The organism is Paenibacillus sp. PK4536 (assembly GCF_028594455.2).
GTDB classification, from domain to species: Bacteria; Bacillota; Bacilli; order Paenibacillales; family Paenibacillaceae; genus Saccharibacillus; species Saccharibacillus nuruki.
The window spans coordinates 4,012,708-4,033,094 of sequence record NZ_CP126313.1 but is presented as its reverse complement, the minus strand read 5'-3'; the positions used below and the strand labels follow the sequence as shown (position 1 = coordinate 4,033,094).

General features: G+C 35.3%; 18 protein-coding genes. 11 read left to right on the top strand and 7 right to left on the bottom strand.

Annotated features, from left to right (window positions below; all coding sequences use genetic code 11):
- Positions 1-315: 315 nt before the first annotated feature.
- Both PO903_RS17840 and PO903_RS17835 read left to right on the top strand, forming a co-directional pair.
- A complete protein-coding gene (locus PO903_RS17840; protein ID WP_273594165.1) occupies positions 316-801 on the top strand; it encodes a hypothetical protein in 486 nt (161 codons plus the stop codon).
- Positions 802-1,211: 410 nt separating this feature from the next.
- Positions 1,212-2,114 (top strand): DUF6744 family protein, encoded by a 903-nt coding sequence (locus PO903_RS17835; protein WP_273594164.1) that lies wholly within the window; start codon positions 1,212-1,214, stop codon positions 2,112-2,114.
- A gap of 69 nt (positions 2,115-2,183) precedes the next feature.
- Here the strand turns inward: PO903_RS17835 and PO903_RS17830 are convergent, their stop codons facing one another.
- Positions 2,184-2,333, bottom strand: coding sequence for a hypothetical protein (locus tag PO903_RS17830; RefSeq protein WP_273594163.1), 150 nt, complete (start codon positions 2,331-2,333; stop codon positions 2,184-2,186).
- A 237-nt stretch (positions 2,334-2,570) separates the two neighbouring features.
- On the opposite strand from PO903_RS17830, the gene PO903_RS17825 reads away from it, so the two are divergent.
- The gene (locus PO903_RS17825) at positions 2,571-2,894 is read left to right on the top strand and encodes an AAA family ATPase (protein ID WP_273594681.1); all 324 of its coding nucleotides are present in this window, start codon (positions 2,571-2,573) and stop codon (positions 2,892-2,894) included.
- A gap of 298 nt (positions 2,895-3,192) precedes the next feature.
- On the opposite strand, the gene PO903_RS17820 is transcribed toward PO903_RS17825, so the two are convergent.
- Both PO903_RS17820 and PO903_RS17815 read right to left on the bottom strand, forming a co-directional pair.
- Positions 3,193-3,318, bottom strand: a complete 126-nt coding sequence (locus tag PO903_RS17820; RefSeq protein WP_273594162.1) for an NINE protein — start codon at positions 3,316-3,318, stop codon at positions 3,193-3,195.
- A 118-nt stretch (positions 3,319-3,436) separates the two neighbouring features.
- Entirely contained in the window at positions 3,437-4,519 is a 1,083-nt protein-coding gene (locus PO903_RS17815; RefSeq protein ID WP_273594161.1) for an alpha/beta hydrolase, read from the bottom strand.
- 152 nt (positions 4,520-4,671) lie between these two features.
- On the opposite strand from PO903_RS17815, the gene PO903_RS17810 reads away from it, so the two are divergent.
- Both PO903_RS17810 and PO903_RS17805 read left to right on the top strand, forming a co-directional pair.
- Positions 4,672-5,349 carry a response regulator transcription factor gene (locus PO903_RS17810; protein WP_273594160.1) on the top strand — a complete coding sequence of 226 codons (678 nt, stop codon included), beginning with the start codon at positions 4,672-4,674 and terminating at the stop codon, positions 5,347-5,349.
- Positions 5,346-6,401: a HAMP domain-containing sensor histidine kinase gene (locus PO903_RS17805; protein WP_273594159.1), complete on the top strand. Its 1,056-nt coding sequence runs from the start codon at positions 5,346-5,348 to the stop codon at positions 6,399-6,401. Before PO903_RS17810 ends, PO903_RS17805 begins: the two co-directional genes overlap by 4 nt.
- Before the next feature lie 265 nt (positions 6,402-6,666).
- On the opposite strand, the gene PO903_RS17800 is transcribed toward PO903_RS17805, so the two are convergent.
- Positions 6,667-7,131: a TetR/AcrR family transcriptional regulator gene (locus tag PO903_RS17800; RefSeq protein ID WP_273594158.1), complete on the bottom strand. Its 465-nt coding sequence runs from the start codon at positions 7,129-7,131 to the stop codon at positions 6,667-6,669.
- A 166-nt stretch (positions 7,132-7,297) separates the two neighbouring features.
- On the opposite strand from PO903_RS17800, the gene PO903_RS17795 reads away from it, so the two are divergent.
- The 3 genes from PO903_RS17795 (at position 7,298) to PO903_RS17785 (ending at position 11,657) form a co-directional block, all read left to right on the top strand.
- The gene (locus tag PO903_RS17795) at positions 7,298-8,449 is read left to right on the top strand and encodes a pectin acetylesterase-family hydrolase (RefSeq protein WP_273594157.1); all 1,152 of its coding nucleotides are present in this window, start codon (positions 7,298-7,300) and stop codon (positions 8,447-8,449) included.
- 49 nt (positions 8,450-8,498) lie between these two features.
- A complete protein-coding gene (locus tag PO903_RS17790; RefSeq protein ID WP_273594156.1) occupies positions 8,499-9,464 on the top strand; it encodes a poly(ethylene terephthalate) hydrolase family protein in 966 nt (321 codons plus the stop codon).
- 1,104 nt (positions 9,465-10,568) lie between these two features.
- On the top strand, positions 10,569-11,657 hold the full coding sequence (locus tag PO903_RS17785) for a PIN domain-containing protein (RefSeq protein ID WP_273594155.1): 1,089 nt from the start codon (positions 10,569-10,571) through the stop codon (positions 11,655-11,657).
- A 420-nt stretch (positions 11,658-12,077) separates the two neighbouring features.
- Here PO903_RS17785 and PO903_RS17780 read toward each other — a convergent pair whose 3' ends face one another.
- The 3 genes from PO903_RS17780 to PO903_RS17770 form a co-directional block, all read right to left on the bottom strand.
- Entirely contained in the window at positions 12,078-12,674 is a 597-nt protein-coding gene (locus tag PO903_RS17780; protein ID WP_273594154.1) for a DUF4145 domain-containing protein, read from the bottom strand.
- 1,557 nt (positions 12,675-14,231) lie between these two features.
- Entirely contained in the window at positions 14,232-15,299 is a 1,068-nt protein-coding gene (locus tag PO903_RS17775) for a UCP032817 domain-containing protein (RefSeq protein WP_273594153.1), read from the bottom strand.
- Between the two features lie 61 nt (positions 15,300-15,360).
- Positions 15,361-16,530, bottom strand: coding sequence for a M20 family metallopeptidase (locus PO903_RS17770; protein ID WP_273594680.1), 1,170 nt, complete (start codon positions 16,528-16,530; stop codon positions 15,361-15,363).
- A 238-nt stretch (positions 16,531-16,768) separates the two neighbouring features.
- Here PO903_RS17770 and PO903_RS17765 point away from each other — a divergent pair, with 238 nt between their 5' ends.
- From PO903_RS17765 to PO903_RS17755, 3 genes are all read left to right on the top strand, one after another.
- Complete coding sequence (locus tag PO903_RS17765) at positions 16,769-18,256, top strand: ABC transporter substrate-binding protein/permease (protein ID WP_502921654.1); 1,488 nt, start codon at positions 16,769-16,771, stop codon at positions 18,254-18,256.
- Entirely contained in the window at positions 18,243-18,965 is a 723-nt protein-coding gene (locus tag PO903_RS17760) for an amino acid ABC transporter ATP-binding protein (protein WP_137221604.1), read from the top strand. Before PO903_RS17765 ends, PO903_RS17760 begins: the two co-directional genes overlap by 14 nt.
- Positions 18,966-19,254: 289 nt before the next feature.
- Positions 19,255-20,283: an NADH:flavin oxidoreductase/NADH oxidase gene (locus PO903_RS17755; RefSeq protein ID WP_273594152.1), complete on the top strand. Its 1,029-nt coding sequence runs from the start codon at positions 19,255-19,257 to the stop codon at positions 20,281-20,283.
- Positions 20,284-20,387 lie beyond the last annotated feature (104 nt).

Genomic DNA, 20,387 nt, shown 5'->3' with positions numbered 1-20,387 from the left:
GCTATGCTAAAGTAAGGGTGTAATTTAGCTTCACTCCAAAACTCCCGTTTGCTGGAGATACGGAAAGATGTGCTGTTCCCCTCGATCCTGCTGACTTATCGAAAGATAAGAAAGAGTGAGGTAAAAGCAGGCTAAAAGAAGTTGTCCGTCACTCCCGTTTTGCTGGAGACAAGGAACAGAGTACCGAAAGGCTCTCCAAAATGTAGTCCTGATTTAAAAACCACATAAACGTATATTAAAGCTGATTTTTGCATAGAATGACTATGCGAGGATCGGCTTTTTTGCGTTTACATTAAAACTGAGAGGATGATTACAATGCTACTCAACGTATTTAAAAAACAGAATAAACAGGAGAAAAACATCGAACAAGAGGTAACCACTTTTATTCAGAAAGAACAGGAACGTCGGCAACAGGCAGATGCTTTTGTACACATGATGCAGAATGTAGTTCCTTATGCGATGCAAGAAGTATGGGGAATCACTGATCCAAAAATTATTATTGGCGAAACGGTATTGTTCAAGGTAGATAGTAAATCTTTTATTGTCATGAAAACTCAGTTTACTGAAATTCACGTTTTAGAATTACGTGGTCAAGCGTACTGGGCAACCGTTCAAGAAATCATGAATTTTGCTCATGATCTTTTGGAAGATATTAAAAAGCGCGAAGAAGGACGAGACCAGTTACTGATCGACCTAAATAAATTGAGTGAACAAATGAGCAATAGCTCTGTTGGTGGCAAAGTTTCCAAAGCCTTTGTACCTGTAGAACCTCAATTTTTGAAAAATAAACCAACGAGCTAACCTTTGATCTCTGTATAAGCAGAGGGCTTTTAATTTCCATCAAAAGCCTAGAGGGTGATGACTATAAAACAAATGAGCGTAAGCCAATGCTTAAACAAAAAAGATACGGATGCAAGCTAAACTGAATACACAGGATGGACTGGTACGATGGACAATGATAGGCAGGCTAGCATTGTCTATTGTGTATTAGGCAAGCCAGCTTTCTTACTAGCTCACGAAGAACTCCAAACAGCTCTTAAACGCTGCTTTGGAGTGCTATTTATTTTAAAGGGAGGGTGAAGCCTGTGATGGTAAATGATTATGTATCATACAGTATGGAACGTGCTTATAGTGCTTTTGTACTTGGCAACATCAGCCGTAGTGAATATTGCAACTGTTTGGGCTATCTAATTTACATGAGGAGGTAAAAAATGAATCCAATTCTAAATGATATGGCTGCCGTGTCAGTGCAAACGACAGCAGAGATAATCGGTCACTTAACTTGGGCCGGTGTAGGTGCAATGATTATCAGACCGGATGAACTTAAGCAAAAGCTGATCGATTCTGGATTGGGTGAAGGGTGGATGCCTAAACCGATCCGGCTGCCGGATGCATTTCGCCGGGCAACTTCAGCTAAATTTCGCCAGGAAGTAGCGGAAGGAATGTTTGAAAACTATATGTTCCGAGAAGTCGCTTCCAACAAACAAAGCGTTCAACGCAACCTGGTGTGTGAAACGGTGGATACCAAAGGACGGCGGCTTAGCTATAATGAAACGGCTGGTGTCGTTGTACTTGATAAAAATACAGGTACGATTGATACTAGCCACACATCGCCCACAGCCAGCCAGATGACTCAAAATGTCATCTTGCGATTCGACATTTGCAAAAATCATTATGAAAGCACAACACTGCGCACGGTTATGACGAATATTTTAAAAAGTATGTCTCCTACACCTGTCCGGCAATCGGGCGGTGTTTATTTTGTTCCAAAGCAATTTGATGTGGAACTTTATGCGTATATCGATTTTATTCGTTCGCTCGAAAAAGGCGAAGCAGAGAACATTCCAATTATTAACACGAATGATATGCGCGGAATGATTACAAGAAAGCTACTGGAGCATTTAAAAGCAACACTGACGGCTTGTAAAACTGGAGTTGACAATCAGCTCAAAAAAACGGAGCTGAAAGTGATTTTGGACGACGCCAAACGGATTGTGGAGGACTGTGAACAATATGAGACCATCATGAACGGCGATCTGAAAAGCATAGAGGAGCTATGTTTGCTGATCCGGCAGAAGGTGGCTATGGCTTTACAGAATATGGCGGATGATTAAATAACGAAAGGGTGTTTGGGTAGAGAAGGACAAGCCTATATGGAACACTGGGCATTGATTCACCAAGTGTTACAAAATCACATAGAACTGGACAAAGTAAGGTACAGTCAACATGCCTGTGAACGTATGGAAGAGTGCAGCATTACCAAGCGGATGGTTCAGTATATCTTGTACCATCATGAACCGACTGAAGCCTCCGTTACCATCGACTACGAACAAATTCCGATTACTTCCTGAAAGTAAAACAAGAGCTGAAAATCCGACCTGTCAATCATGAGAAGGCTGCACAGCACGAGCAGAAACTGCTGGATATGCTAAATCATGCCGGAGCTTTTCCAGAACACAACAATTAAATTGTGTATGTATGAACAGAAAAGCTGAGAGCTTCCTAACTAGGAAGCTCTCAGCTTTTTTTATTTTACAATTAGAGGAATGCACATAAAAATTTGGAACCTGATGAACGAATTGAATAAGCAATTTGCTGTACGTGAAGAAGCCATTGAAGGATTGGTCATTGCTTTGATTGATCAGGAGCATGAGCTACTAATCGAACCACCAGAAATAAGAAAAAGTACATTAGTGACTGAACTTGCATATCGTGTTAACGGTGCAAATTACTTTCAGTGTCTGCTTATACGCTTCAGTACTCCAGAAGAACTATTTGATCCTACTTCATTACAAACATTGGTGCGGGGCGTATATAAACGAAATACGAGTGGCAAATTACCAGAGGCGCATACATCCTTCTCAGACGAGATCTTCAAAGAATCACCTTCTTGAAGCCAACATTACCTCTCATTGAATAAGACTACAGTAGAGGGATAAGTACTTTCGCAAACAATGAGATGTACTCGAACAGATAATTTATTAAAATCGAGTGAATTTAAGTGAACTTAATTTTTCAGTCGTGCAATCAATGTACGAGATGCAATTGCTCCGAAAGACTCTTTTGGAACAACATAGGATTGTCCCTATAGAGAAAATTCTCATAATCTTGCCATACTCATTTAACTTTCCTATAGGTAACTTATTTTGTCCGTTCTATATCCGCAGATTATCTGCATTAAATCAATTAAACCTAAAAACCATATGTGAACAGATACAAAATACCAGTAACTATTTTCCCTTCATACAACTGGTGTACGCCGAATATAGCTAAACATAAACAAACAATAATATCTATCATTTTAGACTTTTTTGACAATATATATTTTCCTTGATGCAGTATTGCTCTTGCTCAAAATCAATTAATAGCTTTAAGAAATAACAGAGTTAAATTACATAACAAAAAAAGAGGAACCCTAGCCTCTTCAGAGTTCGATTTATTGTGTATTGTCTTCTTTAGTATACTTGTTAATAAAGGCTACTAACCTTTTAAAACTTTTTTGTGCGTTTTGATCTGATTTTAAATTGCTTAGATAACCATGAGCAATTTTACCATGTGTCTTATCAAGGTAAAAATAGTCATGATCTATATGATAAAATGTAAGTTTATCGGATAAAGCTTTCATATCTTTAGGAAATCCATCATCATTAGCTGCAGTTATAAAAGAGGGAGGATAATGACTGTTCACATGCAGAAGAGTATTGTATTGTTCTGCAATTTTAGTACTTTTAAATTCATTAGTACCTATACCTAGATAATTACCGATTATTACTCTTGTAGCAAAATTAAATTCATCAGTCTTTATAGGAGCGTCATCAATAACTAAAGCTTTTACTTCTTTAGGAGTAAGCAACGGGTGAATATTAAAACTATCCGCATAATTCTTGTTTGAAATGATCGCGCCATATTGACTGGAAAGTATGGCACCAGCAGAACTACCCATAATGACAACATTGTTCATATCTAAATGATACTTCTCACTATTTTGTACCAAAAAGTTAATCGCTTGATTCATCTGAATAACAGGAACGGGAAATTTGTAATCGGGTACTAAAGCATAATTAACGTTAACTAAGTTATAGCCTTTTTCTACAAGCCTATTAAATAGAATATTAGCGTCGTCATTTATTGCGATAGGATCTCCCATGGCTTTATCACCACCGAAATATCCTCCACCATGAAAAAAAACGATGGTTGGTCTTTTTATTGAACTATCTTTACTAGGATATGATATATCTAAATAGCTATTAGGGTATTTATCTGCATATTTAATATCATTTAAATAAAGCATGCCATTACTTTTGATTGTTTTTCCTGGTCGATGAAAAGGCTTAAAGGAATTAATTTGATTTTGTTTATACAATACATCTTGAATCAAACCAATAATGATTCCCGGGTGTGAACGTACATAAAAGTACATACTTCCCAATATAAATAATAATGTGATTAGAGCTATACCTATTATTTTCAGTATTTTATTTTTTGGTGAGCTAGGATTTGAGTCCTTTGAATTATTCATTGTTATCCTCCTATTTTCTTCTCAGTATATGTTTAGTATACGTTTAAAAAATCAACTGAAAATCAACTGATTTGAACGATGTTGTTTATATTCAGTTGATTTTTTAACAGTAAAATAAAATTTCTTATTAATAAACAAAAGGAGATATTTCAATGTTGAATATATTAGTGGTAGAAGACGACGAGAATGCTCGTAAATTAATGTGTATTGTCTTACAAACGAAAGGATTTAAAACCTACTGGGTTGAAGATGGGATAAAAGCTCTTGAGATGATGAATAAACAACATATAGATTTGGTAGTACTTGATTTGATGATGCCAAATATGGACGGTTATGAATTAACAAGACAACTTCGATCACTATCAGAACATCTTCCTATTTTGATGGTTACAGCCAAGCAGGATTCAAAAGATAAAAGAGAAGGGTTTCTTGTAGGGGCAGATGATTATATGACGAAACCCGTAGATGAAGAAGAAATGGTACTCCGTATTAAAGCTCTTCTACGTAGATCAAGGATCGCTAGTGAACACAAACTGAATATCGGAAATATCGTACTTGATTATGATGCGCTGATGGTTACACGAGACGAAGATGGTACTATCCTTCCAGCAAAAGAATTTTACCTGTTATTTAAATTACTTTCATATCCGAATATGATATTTACTCGTTTACAGTTAATGGATGAAATTTGGGGGATGGAATCGGAAACAGATGATCATACATTAACGGTTCATATCAATCGCTTGAGGAATCGTTTTCGAGAATGGGAAGAGTTTGAAATTATTGCGATTAGAGGACTTGGTTATAAGGCGGTGATCCCAAAAAAATGAAAAATTTTTTTTATAAACGCATAAGTCTTACAATTACATTAGTCATGTTTGTTTTTGGCGTTTTAGTATCTACATTTCTATTACTAATTGGCGGCGGTATTATCTTACAGTATTTTGGTATTATTTCTCTTGCGCCTTCGCCGAGCCAAGGATTAGGTGAACGCTTATTTTCTATTCTTTTTCTTTTTGGTTTATGTGTATTAATAGGGACTTCGCTTACTGCCTTTCTTAGCAAAAAAGCATTAAACCCGATACGGAAGGTGATCGATTCTATCCATAAAGTTGCAGATGGTGATTTTAGTGTAAAGGTGAATTTGAAAGGAATTGGAGAGTTAGAAGAGTTGTCGGAAAGCTTTAATAAAATGACTAAAGAGCTGGCAAGTATTGAGACCTTAAGAAGTGATTTTATCAATAATTTTTCTCATGAGTTTAAAACCCCTATTGTTTCTATTCGTGGCTTTGCTAAAATTCTCAAAGATGATCTATTAGCGGAGAAGGAAAAGCAAGAATACTTAAATATCATTATTAAAGAATCTGAACGTTTAGCTGCACTTTCTACCAATGTGCTTATTCTAGCAAAATATGAGAATGTTGAAATTTTAATGGATAAAAATTCGTTTAGGCTGGATGAACAAATCAGAAGAACCATTATATTAATGGAACCTAAATGGGCAGATAAAGCCTTAACGATTAATTTAGAACTAGAAGAAGTGACTTATAACGGCAATGAAGAAGTGATACAACAGATTTGGATTAATCTTTTAGATAATGCCATTAAATTTTCTCATAAAGATAGTTCTATTGAAATTACTCTTACTACTTTTAATACACACATTTATTTTAGTATTGAAGATTACGGGATAGGTATGGATGAATATACCCAAGCTCATCTTTTTGATAAGTTCTTTCAGGGCGATTCTTCTCATACTAAAAAAGGGTATGGTCTTGGGCTTCCTCTTGTGAAACGTATAATTGAACTTTGCAGTGGTAATATTATTGTACAAAGCGAGCGAGACAGAGGCAGCAAATTTATCGTTGTTTTTTATAAATAAAAGGGAAGTCTTTAATGTGAAAACAGCTGGCAACCGAACATTTCCAGTTATCAGCTGTTTTTTTTATTTAAGCATTCTAGATGTATTCTCTTCGTATTTGGAATAGAACACTAGGTTGAGCCTCTCACTTAAGACATATTAAGAATACGATACATATAATTCAATTCCTCTATCATGATCAAGAAAAAAAGGAAGTCTTTCGAAGTGATCCATACTGCTGTGGGTCAGTCTTGGATATGAAAAAACAGGAAAGTAGTCCTTGCGCTTAACCCAAAGCAGTGGTAAGTAAGGTATTCATCTCATCAGCAGACTCTTGCATACCCCGCATCATCCATTCTACGATCCAGCCATATAGTCCATAGGCAAAAAAAGATTTTCTATAAGCCTCTATATTTGAAGATTCTTCCTTAGGACCACATATATCCAAAATGGTATCCAAAATTAATTCTATTAGATGATTACGGTACAAAAGCAGATAGAAATTGTCATTGTCCTTATAGTGTTGAAACAGACTACCAAAAAGATTTTGCGGATTGGAGTTTGGGTTATTTTCAAACTCTGATCCCCATTTTTGTGTTAGATACATAACGTGTTGCCTGAGGACATCTCTTTTATCCGTGAAATTACGATAGAAGGATGCTCTGCCAACCTCAGCAGTTAGTGTTATTTCACTGATAGAGATTTCAGATAAAGTACGTGTCTGCATAAGCTGAATAAGTGCATTTGTCATTTGTTCTTTTACATATCTGTTTTTTTGTTGATTATTAATGATGATACATTCCTTTGCTTTTGTCTCATTTTGGGTAGTTGCATTGACGATGCATCAATTAGGTTGATACAATTGTAACATCGCTAAAAAATACAATAAATAATTGAATTTGTCAAGGGAGTAATTTATGAGAAAAGCAGATGGCAAGAAACGACATATTTTACGAAATACCATGATAAGCATTTTTATAGTCATTTCAGTTTTGGCTATTGTAATTGTTGTTATGTTGAAAAACTCCGTTCTCATCAGCTTTCCGGAATTAAAAGGAAGCCCCAAACTAGGAGAGTGGTATGCTATTACGCCAGAAGAAGCAAAATCGTCTGATGGAAGTGCATGGAATGGGTTTATTCGTTTAGGGAACGAAAATAAAGTTATGGTGTATTTCTTTGGCGGTGGAGCAAGTATAAATGAATACACTGCAGCGCATCCAAAAAATTTTTATGCAGATACGGTGAAGAATCAGGATTTTGTTGCTAAGATGGGAATTGCTAGTGATATAGAAAATAACCCATTTAAAGATTGGACCATTCTCGTTCTTCCATATAGTACTGGTGATTTTCATTCAGGAACAGGTGAATATACCTATTCAGATGCAAAGGGAAACTTAAAAACGTTCTATCATTATGGCTACACTAATTTCTCTCTTTTCATGAAGGAGGCGGTAAAGTATACTGGCACGCCAGATACACTGCTTGTTACTGGGTTTTCTGCTGGTGGATTTGGAACATCACTACTTGCAGATGATGTTATTGATTATTTTCCATCGACCTCAAATGTTACAGTTACTGTTGACAGTTCATTGCTACTCACAGATGATTGGCAGAATATATCTAAGAATATCTGGAAATCTCCACAGTCAATATCCAAACGTCTAAATACAAATAATATCGTGCTGGACAGTCTGACAGCATTATATAAAAAACGTGGAGATAGTGTAAAAATATTATTTGATAGTTCTGTACGAGATGGGGAACTAGCGAAGTGGCAGGCATATCTTGACCATGGAGAAATGTCGGCAACCGACAAAAGTGGGGATGTTTTTCAATCAAATCTGAAAGCGATGGTTAAAGGACTTCAAAATAATATACCAGGCGTAGGAATCTATATCTGGGATGGCTTGTCTTACAACAAGGAGCTAAATCTTACGCAACACACAATCATTTCAAGTAATGTGTTTGATAAATTAGACGGTAAGAAGAGCATAAGTGATTGGATAATGGATGCGATAAATGGTGATATCAAACAATATGGAATTGAATTATTAGAAAAGGAATATTGATGATATTTATCATATAATATCTATGTGTAAAGCAAATAAGGAGATATTTATGAAAAATAAAGAAAAATTTTTGAGAAGGATAGGAAAAATTTTGTTAATCATGTTAGGAATCATAGTAGTAATAGTGGTTTCTATGATTCTTTATGGAAAATGGAAATCGACACAGCCTCTTTTAGAAGATGGCTATTCTTATGTTTACAAGACTACAAGTCCATTAGAACAAAAATATATCAAAATGGGAACGTATGATGTTTCTACTATTAAATATGACTCAAAAAATGATGAAGGTTTTCAGACTAAAGTTTGGTACCCGACTGAATTGACAAGTACCAACCATACTTATCCGCTAATTATGATTGCAAATGCTAGCGACATGAGCGCAAGCAGATACGAACCTTTCTTTGAGCATCTTGCGACATGGGGATTCGTAGTCGTGGGAAATGAAGACCGTATGTCTAGTAGTGGAAAGTCTAATGCAGAAAGCCTTGACTTAATGCTCAAATTAAATTCAAATACTAATACTATATTCTATGGGAAAATAGACATTAACAATATTGGAATAGCAGGATATTCTCAAGGTGGCGTTGGAGCCCTCAATGCCGTTACAGCTCAAGAAAATGGTCATTACTACAAAACCATTTTTACAGGTAGTGCTGCAAACTTTGAACTCTCAAAAGCGCTAGGGTGGAACTATGATGTAAGTAAAATCACTATTCCTTATTTTATGACAGCCGGCACTCTCAAAAATGATACGGGAGAGGATAACGGAATAGGAGTAGCACCACTATCTTCCCTTGTTCAAAACTATAATTCGATTACGAATAATGTTTTGAAAGTCCGAGCTAGGGCAGTGAACGCTGATCATGAAGATATGTTGGTACGCTCTGATGGATATTTGACAGCATGGATGATGTACCATCTACAAGGAGATAAAGAAGCAGGTAAGGCATTCCTTGGAAAAAATGCGGAGATTCTAAATAATGCCAACTGGCAGGATGTGCAAATATCAAAATAAGTGTAGAATACTCACACTTATTTATGAGGGTGTCGGTATTCTACGTTTGACTTAACTCTTAAAACATGGCACGTCAGTAGAATTTTTGAATGATATGGTATTATTTGAAAAAAATGTGCCAATTCCGCAAGAGATTGACACAAAAGTACCAATTTCGTAACAAAAGGGGCTTTGTAGGAACAAAAATTATTAAAATGTCGTTTAGAAATATAAAATTATTATTTATTTTTACATACATAATGTTGAAAACTCTTTAATATTTCACTATATTTTGGTCAAGATGAATTACTATACAACTGAGTGTCTTATACTATATCTAGTTCCTTATTAATATTTTATTGAAATCAATAATGATATCTAATAAAAGAAATAATTATCCATATAAATTCTAATAATATTGTTGTATTGGAAAGGGTATCTCTGCCATTAATGAATCAGGAAAATGTAGAACGATACCGTCTCTCTCCGTTAGAATTGGAAATAGAAAGTTTGTTCATAAATACGAATAATGTTCTAATGGAAGGCATATGACTAAAGAAGGAAATTTCAGCACTAGGAGTCGACGATAAGTTAGCACCACTTATTGAGCCTGTAAAACTTCATAAATCAAACGTTTAAGATATGGCTGTCACCAGCTTGGCATGTAGAAAAATCTAAGATAATCAGACTGGTATGATTTCACTTCAATAATTTAGCAAATCATTTATGCAAAGCGGCTGGAATACCAATCGAATAAATTTAGAAAAGAAATGAGGATTTAATATGTATAACGCACAAATAGTATTAGCGTTTGCTTCTACATTATCAATTATAATCTTGACTATGGTTTAATTAATTAAAAACTCTGTGAACATTCCCCAAATTTAATTTACTTGATCGGTATCTTAATTGGATCAGGAATTGGATCAGTTGCATATCTCTTTACTGATCTAGATCATCAGTAATAGGATTATTTGAGCTAGTAATTAGTAATCGTCTAGGTAACAGTAAAAATATAGACAATTAATTATTAAACAACTATAATTTACTATATGAAGAATTAACTAAAAGCTCCTATTAGCCTGTTGCTAGTGGGAGCTTTTTGCAATTAAAGGGAGGATTAATATGAAAATTGTAGTCGATACTAATTTTTTCTTGAATTTTTATAGACAAGGACAAGATCATTTAGATGCTTTGGATTATATGCGTTTAAATGGGGGAAATATTATTTTTCCAGAACAAATATACATAGAGTTTCAGCGTAACATACTTCAAGTACAAAATGAACAATTAGAAGGATTTAAAAAACAATATCCTGTATCAAAAGGAAGTAATTCAAAACTGATTAGAGATTTACCAGAATTCAAGGGATTCTTGGATCAACAAAATTTGTTTAATGAAACAAGAAATCTAATTGTTCAAAAAGTTGAAAGTCTTATAAAGGATCCTAGTAATGACGCTGTTTACCAAATTGTAGAAAATATATATAGAAATTCTGCTGTGAAAATTATAAAAATTACAGATGAGATTATAGAAAGGGCTAAGAACCGTCAACTTCTAGGGAATCCACCAGGGAGTGGAAAAACTGTTATTGGAGATCAAGTTATATGGGAATCTTTATTAGCAGAAGTAAAAGAAGATATCGCAATTGTGACTAATGATAGAACTTTTATTGATAACTTCTTTTTTTTGAAAAATGAGTATAAAAATCGAACAACTTATGACTTGAAGATTTTTAATAGTTTAGCAGATGCCATAAAAATAATGGGGGATACACCATCTAATTCATTATTACAATTTGAATTGGAAAAAGACTCATACGTAAATGTAAATTTAGAGGATGAAGTTGCATTTAATTATGATAATAATAATGGTTTATATACTCTGGGTAGAGATGAATATTGTTTTGAAACTAAATGGAGTGGAGCCAGTAAAAAAAGGATCTATGCTTATAGTGATGGGAATAACATAAAATCTATCGGTTATACTAAAGGATCCATAGGTATTCCTGAACGATATGCAATTAAACTTACGGATCTAAGAAATGGTCTGTTTGATTTTAGTTCTAGGGTGAGAACTCCGTCTATTGGAGAAATAGTTGTATGGGAAAATATTTATGGAAACTTTGCAACCACTAAAATTAAAGAAATAAAAATGTCTTCCAGAGGAGATGAATGTGATCTTTTAGTGTTCAACTACACTATCTATGGATGAAAAATATTAATTAATATATTAATCGTTAAAATTTCTGTAATAATGGATGAAGAGTATCTAATGTAGCTGAATTTGAAAGAACTTGGAGTGGTATAATTAAATGCTGCTAAAGCTGATTTTATGTAACAGGAAGAGGATTAATTTAGGAATATCACTAAATAAAGAATTGAAAACAGATATAGCAATATTAGCTGCTGAATTATCGCAGTTACAAGTCAGAATAAAAATTGAATCAGAACATGATATAAATATTATTATGGACTATAGTATAGGCATTAAAAAATACACTCTACTCACGTAAAATGTATAAGGTTATAGTCCAAAAATAAAACAAGACTCTGTCAGCTAAACGCCGATAGAGTCTTGTTTTATGTTGATCGTATCTTGGTATTCTGACATGTTCTAAACACAATTATATACCTATGGAGCTGGATTTGCTCTTCTAGCTTTCATTTCTTCAAATTTTGGTCTTAAGTGGTATAAGGTTTCTAAAATAGCTTGTAGAAAATCGATAGATTCTGTAGTATCTTGTTGATCTATTTTTTCTAAAGTCGCATGCGCTCCTAAGTTTCTCAAAATTCTTAATTCATTTGCCCAATTGAATAGTTCTTGACTTATTATTCCGTTTTCTAGCATTTTTTTTAATCCGTCATTGATTGTCTTTGAAGTCGGAACTGCCTCTTTACATGCTGCTTCCAGTGCTCTTCCGACCATTACAACTGCTGGTGCCCAAATTTTATAATTTTCACATTTTACAGCATCATCATAAGCACTTTTTATTATTTCTGGTAGTATAAAATTAAAACTTCTTGCGTTTTTAGGATATAATCTAAAATAAATATCCTGTTCAAATCCTTGGCCAAAGTCTTCTCTTATGAATAGACTAGGTTCACCGCAATTTTCACATTTAGATAAAGTATATTCGCTTGGTGGGTCATACTCAGGATTGTATGCTACGTACACATGAAGGATTTCAAAACTATGATATTCTTGGCAAATCTTACAATAATGTACCATATAAATTGTCCTCTGCAATAGATTTTTTTTAGAAAATATCCTTCACCAAGGCTAAAAGTAATGCTATTACCTTCTCCATAAATTAAAATAAGTTTTTCACCTATATAATAACTTATTTACTGTTTATTGTATATTATAATATATTACTTGTGGATTATATTTCATCTATTCTTACGTATCGCAGATAGAGTATATAAAGTAATAATTAAGTATACAATTGATATAGCTAATGTTGTGTACTGAAGCATATAAATTCCTCCTAAGCTGTAAATGATATGATTTCATTTGATATCAGTTATAATATTGTCAGCTCTGAGGAGTTACTTAAGAGTTGTAAAGCGTCACAATTGCTTTGGAATTTTTTTCTTTGGACGATTTTGTAATACAATATACAAGTTTAAAAGTACAACTAGCAATTGAATGATCGCTGTCACAAAAGGAAGCATAAGTATCATCTCCTTCATAATTAAAGATAGCCTAATAATTAGTTTTTATATACATTTCATATGGGATTAAAATAATAAAAATACCATCCATGTCTGTATTTAGAGTGTTTTTTTAGATTATTTATTAATAAAACTATAGAATTGTATATAATATATAGTGGAAGGGATACGTTATGTTACAGGATTCAGAAAGAAAACTATTTAGAGTTATCTAATATCACTTTACTCAATATCGCCAGATGCCTAATCTTACATTTTTACAACGTAGTAATAGAAATTTAAAGAACAAATTGAATTAAGCTTAAATAAGCTTTAGAAGACGAATACATTCAATAGGATGGATCTGATCCGTCATCTATACTTATGCTTAAATAACCATGTACTAATAAACTTATAGTAGAAGATGGTTCTAAATACTTTACTGAACATTAAGAGACCCTTCCATAATGAAAGGGTTGTTTTTATTTTTTAATTGAATGTACGTATTAATCTCATTGTGAAGTGTCATAACATCTGTAATAGCTGAGTCTTAATAATTCGTAAAAGTTGTAAGTACTTTATTGAATATTAAAAGCTCTTCTATTATGAAACAGACTTTTTTGTTTCTTACTTTTGATTACTAGTAAGTTAGTTAATTTCTTTTTTTCATTTTGAAGTTTTGTTGAGTTAATTCTATTAATAGAACAATAGACGGCTTTATCAGTATAAAAAAATATAAATTATAGCAAATCTATCCTAGTAATAGAATGCAATATATAAAGAGATAGGATTAAATTTACTCTAATCGCGTGCCGATTTCGTGCCGACAGCGCTAGATATTCAATGATAAAATATACAAAATCTAATTTAAAAAATTGCGATTTTACTAGAGTTTATGCGGAATTTGATGGCTTATGATATTCAATACTAAAGGGGATTAGAAAAAAAGGTTCAAAGGCAAGACAGCCGCGACTGTTGCCTTCCAAGCGTGAAAAAAAAGAACGAGCCATACGATAATCCTCCACCATATCATTTGTTTATTGTATAGAAATGTTTTATAAAGCGCTCTCACCAATAAATATACAGAACAGGTCTGTATGAAACGTTGGGTTCACCAATAAGATCAATCGACTTAATCACCACCACCGCCGCCACAACTACTACATGAACTATCACTGCTACACGAACTCCCACCTGAATCATGACCACTATGGTTATCTGATGAATGATTAGAATTATCGGTAGAAACATAACCTGTACCACAAGAAGAACTAGAACTATACGATTGCAAGGTCTGCACATCTGCTGGCAAATAGGTATTCACAGACGAACAGAAATGCTGTACGTCGTTCTGAGAATAATACACCGCCGCACAACCGGCTACACCTAGACCGTAATTATCACTAGGTGAAGTGTAATTACCAGTATCATAGGTTTGATTTTTGTTTTGCTTATCATACTTAGCAGGCGGTGTTTTTTGCACTGCTTGTTGATTATGATCTCGAAATTGTTTACTCAAATAAAGGATAACCGTTTTGGCTTCAGGAACATTATTGAATGTTTGGCGGTTAAATAGGCTATGATTGATACGATACTCATTAAAAGAATATAGATTGTTCATCGTTGCCTGTGACAATGGATAATTGAAAAATCCATTCCACAATCTAGAGTTGGGACGAGTCATCGGAAACAATTGCGAATACGTCCAATCAAACAGCGCACGTTGATCGGGTTGAGAGACTGATTGTCCATGTGGAGAATGATGTAACATATATCCATAGAATTGCTTACAAAACTGCTGATACTCTCTTGTAAACATCAACATTTCATGCCAGATATCATCGACTTTACTACTGAACATCGGCATTTGCTTGAATAGGGCGCAGATTAGGAAATATCGACGCATTTCCACCCACCGCCAATCCCATTCTTCCTCTGTCATGTCAGGATGTTCTGTAAAGACACGTTGCCTTAATTGATGAGCATAGTCATTAGGTAAAGCTCTTTCGAGTCTAAGAGCTAACGGTACACAAGGATGCCCGGCAGGCACAATCAATGTAGGCGCAGCAACAGCAGACTGGAAAAATCGTTTATCCGATTGAAGTGTCCATGATCGACCCCAATTTTTACGAGCGATTCTACGGAACATGATAATAAACAAAACGATAAAGGCTAATAGTAATAAAAGATCAAAGGACATTCACAATCACTCCTGTCTTTTAACATAAGCTGATTTTGAAAAATACGCTTAAGATGGTTACTTATCGTGCTGCAAATTCTTGCTTAATTTGTTGTAACAATTCAGGCTGACTGATTACATCGTATGCCGTTTCTGCCAGAACTTTACCCCCAAATATCATTGCTTCTAAAGCTTCCGGTTGCTGAGCACGATCACGGAATCCAATACTATGCAATTCATGCTTTTCTGTGGTGACTTGAATATAAGGGTGAATAGCAGGGCAATGTGTAGATACATTTCCTAGATCTAGCGAACCTGCATCTTTACCGCTATGAATATCAGAACGTGCAATACCATGGGATACCAGATTATTTGTAAATGCTTCAGATAACGTCGTATTCGTTATTAATTCATCATACGAATATTCATAATTGGATACTTTTAGTGTACATCCTGTTTGTAAAGCGGAACCTTCAGCTACACGTTTTACTTTTTCTACTAATTCATTCGTATACTCCCGACTAGCAGAACGGATATAGAATTGAGCAGAAGCGTAGTCCGGTATAATATTAGCGGCTACACCACCTTGATTAATAATGCCATGAATTCGTGTATCACTACGTGTCTGTTGACGTAACGCATTGATTCCATTGAACAGTTGTAATACACCATCTAACGCATTAATACCATGTTGAGGACTGGCTGCCGCATGAGCAGATTTGCCAAAATACTCAAATTGTAAAGCATCCATCGCTAAAGAAATCCCTGATTCTTCATAGGCATAATAAGGATGCGCCATCATCGCAAAATCACAATCGTCAAATAATCCCGCCGCTGCCATGGGCACTTTAGCACCACGTGTTTCTTCTGCTGGTGTGCCATAGACACGAATTGTGCCACCCATTTCATCTATCACCGATTTGAGACCTACAGCTGCACTTACACTCATCATACAAATTAAGTGATGTCCACAAGCATGTCCAATTTCAGGTAATGCATCATATTCGCATAACAACGCAACAATAGGACCTGACTTTGGAGCTGTATATGTAGCGATAAATGCAGTCTCTATTCCTAAGATCGGTGCTTCAATTTCAAATCCATGAAATAACAATTCTTCTTTCAGTCTAGCTGAAGCTTTGAACTCTTCATTACCAAGCTCAGGGTTTTGCCCTATATATGTAGAAACAGCTTTGAAGCGCTCGGCATGTTGATCAATTGTTGTACCTATTTGAGTTTTGAGGGTTGATATAACGGACAATTGCATCGTCTCCTTTAGAAGTCATCATATAATGTTTAGACCAAAGTAGTATATCATAAAGTGGAACATAACTGATTATAAAATGATTGAATAATCATACATATTCATTTATAATAACCCGGTTAGACTTTTTAACTAAATTGTTTAAATGGATATGATTGTAGGAACACTTACTTCGATCCGGTAGACGGCATCGTCTGCATTGATAATATGGAAGGGGATAAAAAAATTGAAAGTATGTAAATCGTTATTTGCGCTTTGCTTTAGTGTGTTAATTGTATTTCTAGCAGTTGCTCCTATGGCATCAGCAGGGCAAGATACAGGCAAAAAAATAGTGGTAGGTTTGAGTGCAGACTTTGCACCTTATGAATTTCGTAAAAATATCAATGGTAAAGATGAGATTGTCGGTTCGGATATAGAGATTGCTAAGCGAGTCGCTGCTGATATGGGAGCTGAACTGCAAATTCAAGATATCGCTTTTGACAGTCTATTACCTGCATTAGATAGTGGAAGGATTGATATGATTATTTCGGGGATGACACCAACGGATGAACGTCGTCAAAATGTTGATTTCTCGGATACGTATTATATTTCTCGCCAGGTTATTGTCACTCGAGCAGAAGATACGACGAAATTTAAAACGATGGAAAGTCTTAAAGGGGCTGCGATCGGTGTACAAAGAGGATCTATTCAACAAGATATCGCAGAAGGCATAGAAGGAGCTAAATTATCTCCGGTTGATAAAGTGTCTGATATTATGTTGCAATTGGAATCCAATCGTGTAGATGCAGCGGTTATGGAAGGCCCTGTAGCGGATGGACAAGTGCTGAATCATCCTGATCTTGCGATAACAGATATTCAAATTCCAGACAGTGATACGCCTATGGCAATCGCTGTGCAAAAAGGAAATACTGAATTACTAGGTCAAATTAACAAAACATTAGCCACACTCAAAGCTAACAATGAAGTTGATAAATTTGTAAATGATGCATTCAAATTAAATTCTGGTGAATCAACAGGTGAGACAGCAGAACAAATCAAAGATAAGCCCAAACCTAATATTTTTCAAATTTTCTGGGATTATCGTAGTTACTATTGGCAAGGAATTCAATACACATTGTTCTTATCAGCAATGGGTGTATTGTTCGGATTTATTATTGGATTGATCGTATCGTTGTTACGTTTATCCCAAATCTCGGTATTCCGTTGGTTAGCGATGACGTATATTGAAATTTTACGTGGTACACCAATGCTTGTGCAGTTGTTGATTATTCATTATGGTATCGCTCAAGCGTTTAATATTAACTTTACAGTGCTTGAATCTGGTATTATCACATTATCTATTAATAGTTCTGCTTATCTAGCTGAAATTTTCCGCGCAGGTATTCAAGGTGTGGATCGCGGACAGACAGAAGCAGCACGTTCACTGGGTATGTCTTATGGTGCAACGATGCGTCATATTATTATTCCACAAGCAATCAAAAGTGTATTGCCGGCAATCGGTAATGAATTTGTCGTTATTATTAAAGAATCATCGATTGTATCCTTTATCGGAGTAGCAGACTTGATGTTCCAAGCACAGGCTGTACGTAGTATAACGTACTCTGCATTAAGTCCGCTTATTATCGCAGCAGCTATTTACTTTGTAATGACATTTATATTGTCCAAACTACTAGGTATTGTAGAACGGAGGTTGAGTGCAAGTGATCAACGTTAAAGGTCTTAAAAAGTCTTACGGTAAAAATGAAGTGTTAACAGGTATCGATATGGATATCGCTCAAGGTGAAGTGGTTGTTATTATTGGACCAAGTGGATCAGGTAAAAGTACCTTTTTACGTTGTCTCAACTTGTTAGAACAACCTACAGCAGGTGAGATTCATTTTGAAAATGAATTGATTACAGCACGTAAGCATGATATTGATAATACACGCAAAAAAATGGGCATGGTATTCCAGCACTTTAACCTTTTCCCGCACAAAACGGTGTTGCAGAATCTTACGATTGCACCGATCAAAGTGAAAAAGATGAATACCAATGCAGCTAACAAAATTGCTGAAGATTTGTTACACACCGTAGGGTTAGCAGATAAATACAATGCTTATCCAAGTCAGTTATCCGGTGGACAAAAGCAACGTATTGCGATTGCGCGTGCACTTGCCATGCAACCCCATGTAATGCTGTTTGATGAACCGACATCTGCACTCGATCCTGAAATGGTTGGAGAGGTGCTAGAGGTCATGCAGAAGCTTGCACATGAAGGTATGACGATGGTCATCGTAACGCACGAGATGAACTTTGCACGTGAAGTGGGCGACCGTATTATCTTTATGGATGCAGGGCAAATTGTAGAGCAAGGTACACCAGAAGAAGTATTCGGTGCACCAAGTCATCCACGTACACAAGACTTTTTAAGCAAAGTATTATAAATTCAATTAACCAACCATCACTTATAAATGGGAAAGAAAGAGCTGATTAGCGTATCGGCTCTTTCTTTTTTTATTTAGCATAGGGTGTCAAAGAAACCACCAATCTACATATTATTCGTTATTATTTGTTGGAACAATTGTATGAAGATTTCGTGAATATCAGTTATATCGTTGTTATCCTGTTTTGTTGTGATAATTTTAGTATATAATAAGTAAGTATGTTATTATTCATTACGAAGAGTTGTAATATACCAAGCTAGTTATCTCATAATTGTTGGAGGGAATAGATATGCCTAATTTGTTTACACCTTATACATTCAAAAATTTAGAACTTAAAAATCGGGTGGTTATGCCTCCGATGTGTCAATATTCTGTAGATACCAAAGACGGTATGCCGAATGATTGGCATAATGTTCACTATATTAGTCGTGCTGTAGGTGGTACAGGTCTTATTATTGTCGAAATGACTGCCGTACATCCAGATGGACGTATTACAGACAACGATACAGGGATCTGGGACGATTCTTTTATTCCGGCTTATCGCAAAATAGTTGATGGTGTACATCAATATGGTGCGAAGATCGGTATTCAATTAGGTCATGCTGGTCGCAAAGCAGAAGATGCGAATCCTCCTGTTGCACCGTCAGCTATTCGTTATGATGGAGAAGGTTACAAAACACCTCACGAGCTTACTACAGTAGAAGTAGAAGAAATGATTGAAGCTTACCGTCAAGGTGCACGTCGTGCAGTAGAAGCTGGTTTTGACACGGTAGAAGTGCATGGAGCTCACGGTTATTTAATTCATCAATTCCATTCCCCACTTGTGAATCAACGTCAAGATGAGTATGGTCAAGACCTTGCTTTATTCGGCGTACGTGTGGTAGAAGCGATTCGTGAAGTCGTTCCAGCAGAAATGGCTGTAATCATGCGTGTATCTGCACGTGAGTATGTAGATGGTGGATACGGTATCGACTATATCACAGATGTATGTCGTCGTTATCAAGAAGCAGGTGTAGATATCATGCATATTTCTTCTGGTGGTGAAGGCCCTGTTGGTTCAGGTGGTATGCAAGTAGGTCCAGGCTATCAAGTAGAATTAGCTTCACATATTAAAAAAGCATTGAATATGCCTGTTATTGCTGTAGGTCTATTGGATGAGTACGACGTTGCAGAAAAAGTAATTGAAAACGATCAAGCAGATCTTGTAGCTGTAGGTCGTGCTATGTTACGTGATCCATACTGGGCGACTCATGCTGCCAAAGAACTGCAATTAGAAGCAGAAGTTCCTGTTCAATACGCACGTGGGTATCATAGATAATTATACTTTAAAATGTATATTTACCAATATGTTACTTTTCAATCTTTTATTTTGGAGACAGAATAAAAAAAGTTTTTAATTGTTTTGGAGATGTTATTTGACTA

What these genes read in the sequence shown, in the direction of transcription:
- PO903_RS17840 (WP_273594165.1), top strand. Translation starts at nt 316, where the DNA reads ATGCTACTCAACGTATTTAAAAAACAGAATAAACAGGAGAAAAACATC.
- PO903_RS17835 (WP_273594164.1), top strand. Translation starts at nt 1,212, where the DNA reads ATGAATCCAATTCTAAATGATATGGCTGCCGTGTCAGTGCAAACGACA.
- PO903_RS17825 (WP_273594681.1), top strand. Translation starts at nt 2,571, where the DNA reads ATGAACGAATTGAATAAGCAATTTGCTGTACGTGAAGAAGCCATTGAA.
- PO903_RS17815 (WP_273594161.1), bottom strand. Translation starts at nt 4,519, where the DNA reads ATGAATAATTCAAAGGACTCAAATCCTAGCTCACCAAAAAATAAAATA.
- PO903_RS17810 (WP_273594160.1), top strand. Translation starts at nt 4,672, where the DNA reads ATGTTGAATATATTAGTGGTAGAAGACGACGAGAATGCTCGTAAATTA.
- PO903_RS17805 (WP_273594159.1), top strand. Translation starts at nt 5,346, where the DNA reads ATGAAAAATTTTTTTTATAAACGCATAAGTCTTACAATTACATTAGTC.
- PO903_RS17800 (WP_273594158.1), bottom strand. Translation starts at nt 7,131, where the DNA reads ATGACAAATGCACTTATTCAGCTTATGCAGACACGTACTTTATCTGAA.
- PO903_RS17795 (WP_273594157.1), top strand. Translation starts at nt 7,298, where the DNA reads ATGAGAAAAGCAGATGGCAAGAAACGACATATTTTACGAAATACCATG.
- PO903_RS17790 (WP_273594156.1), top strand. Translation starts at nt 8,499, where the DNA reads ATGAAAAATAAAGAAAAATTTTTGAGAAGGATAGGAAAAATTTTGTTA.
- PO903_RS17785 (WP_273594155.1), top strand. Translation starts at nt 10,569, where the DNA reads ATGAAAATTGTAGTCGATACTAATTTTTTCTTGAATTTTTATAGACAA.
- PO903_RS17780 (WP_273594154.1), bottom strand. Translation starts at nt 12,674, where the DNA reads ATGGTACATTATTGTAAGATTTGCCAAGAATATCATAGTTTTGAAATC.
- PO903_RS17775 (WP_273594153.1), bottom strand. Translation starts at nt 15,299, where the DNA reads ATGTCCTTTGATCTTTTATTACTATTAGCCTTTATCGTTTTGTTTATT.
- PO903_RS17755 (WP_273594152.1), top strand. Translation starts at nt 19,255, where the DNA reads ATGCCTAATTTGTTTACACCTTATACATTCAAAAATTTAGAACTTAAA.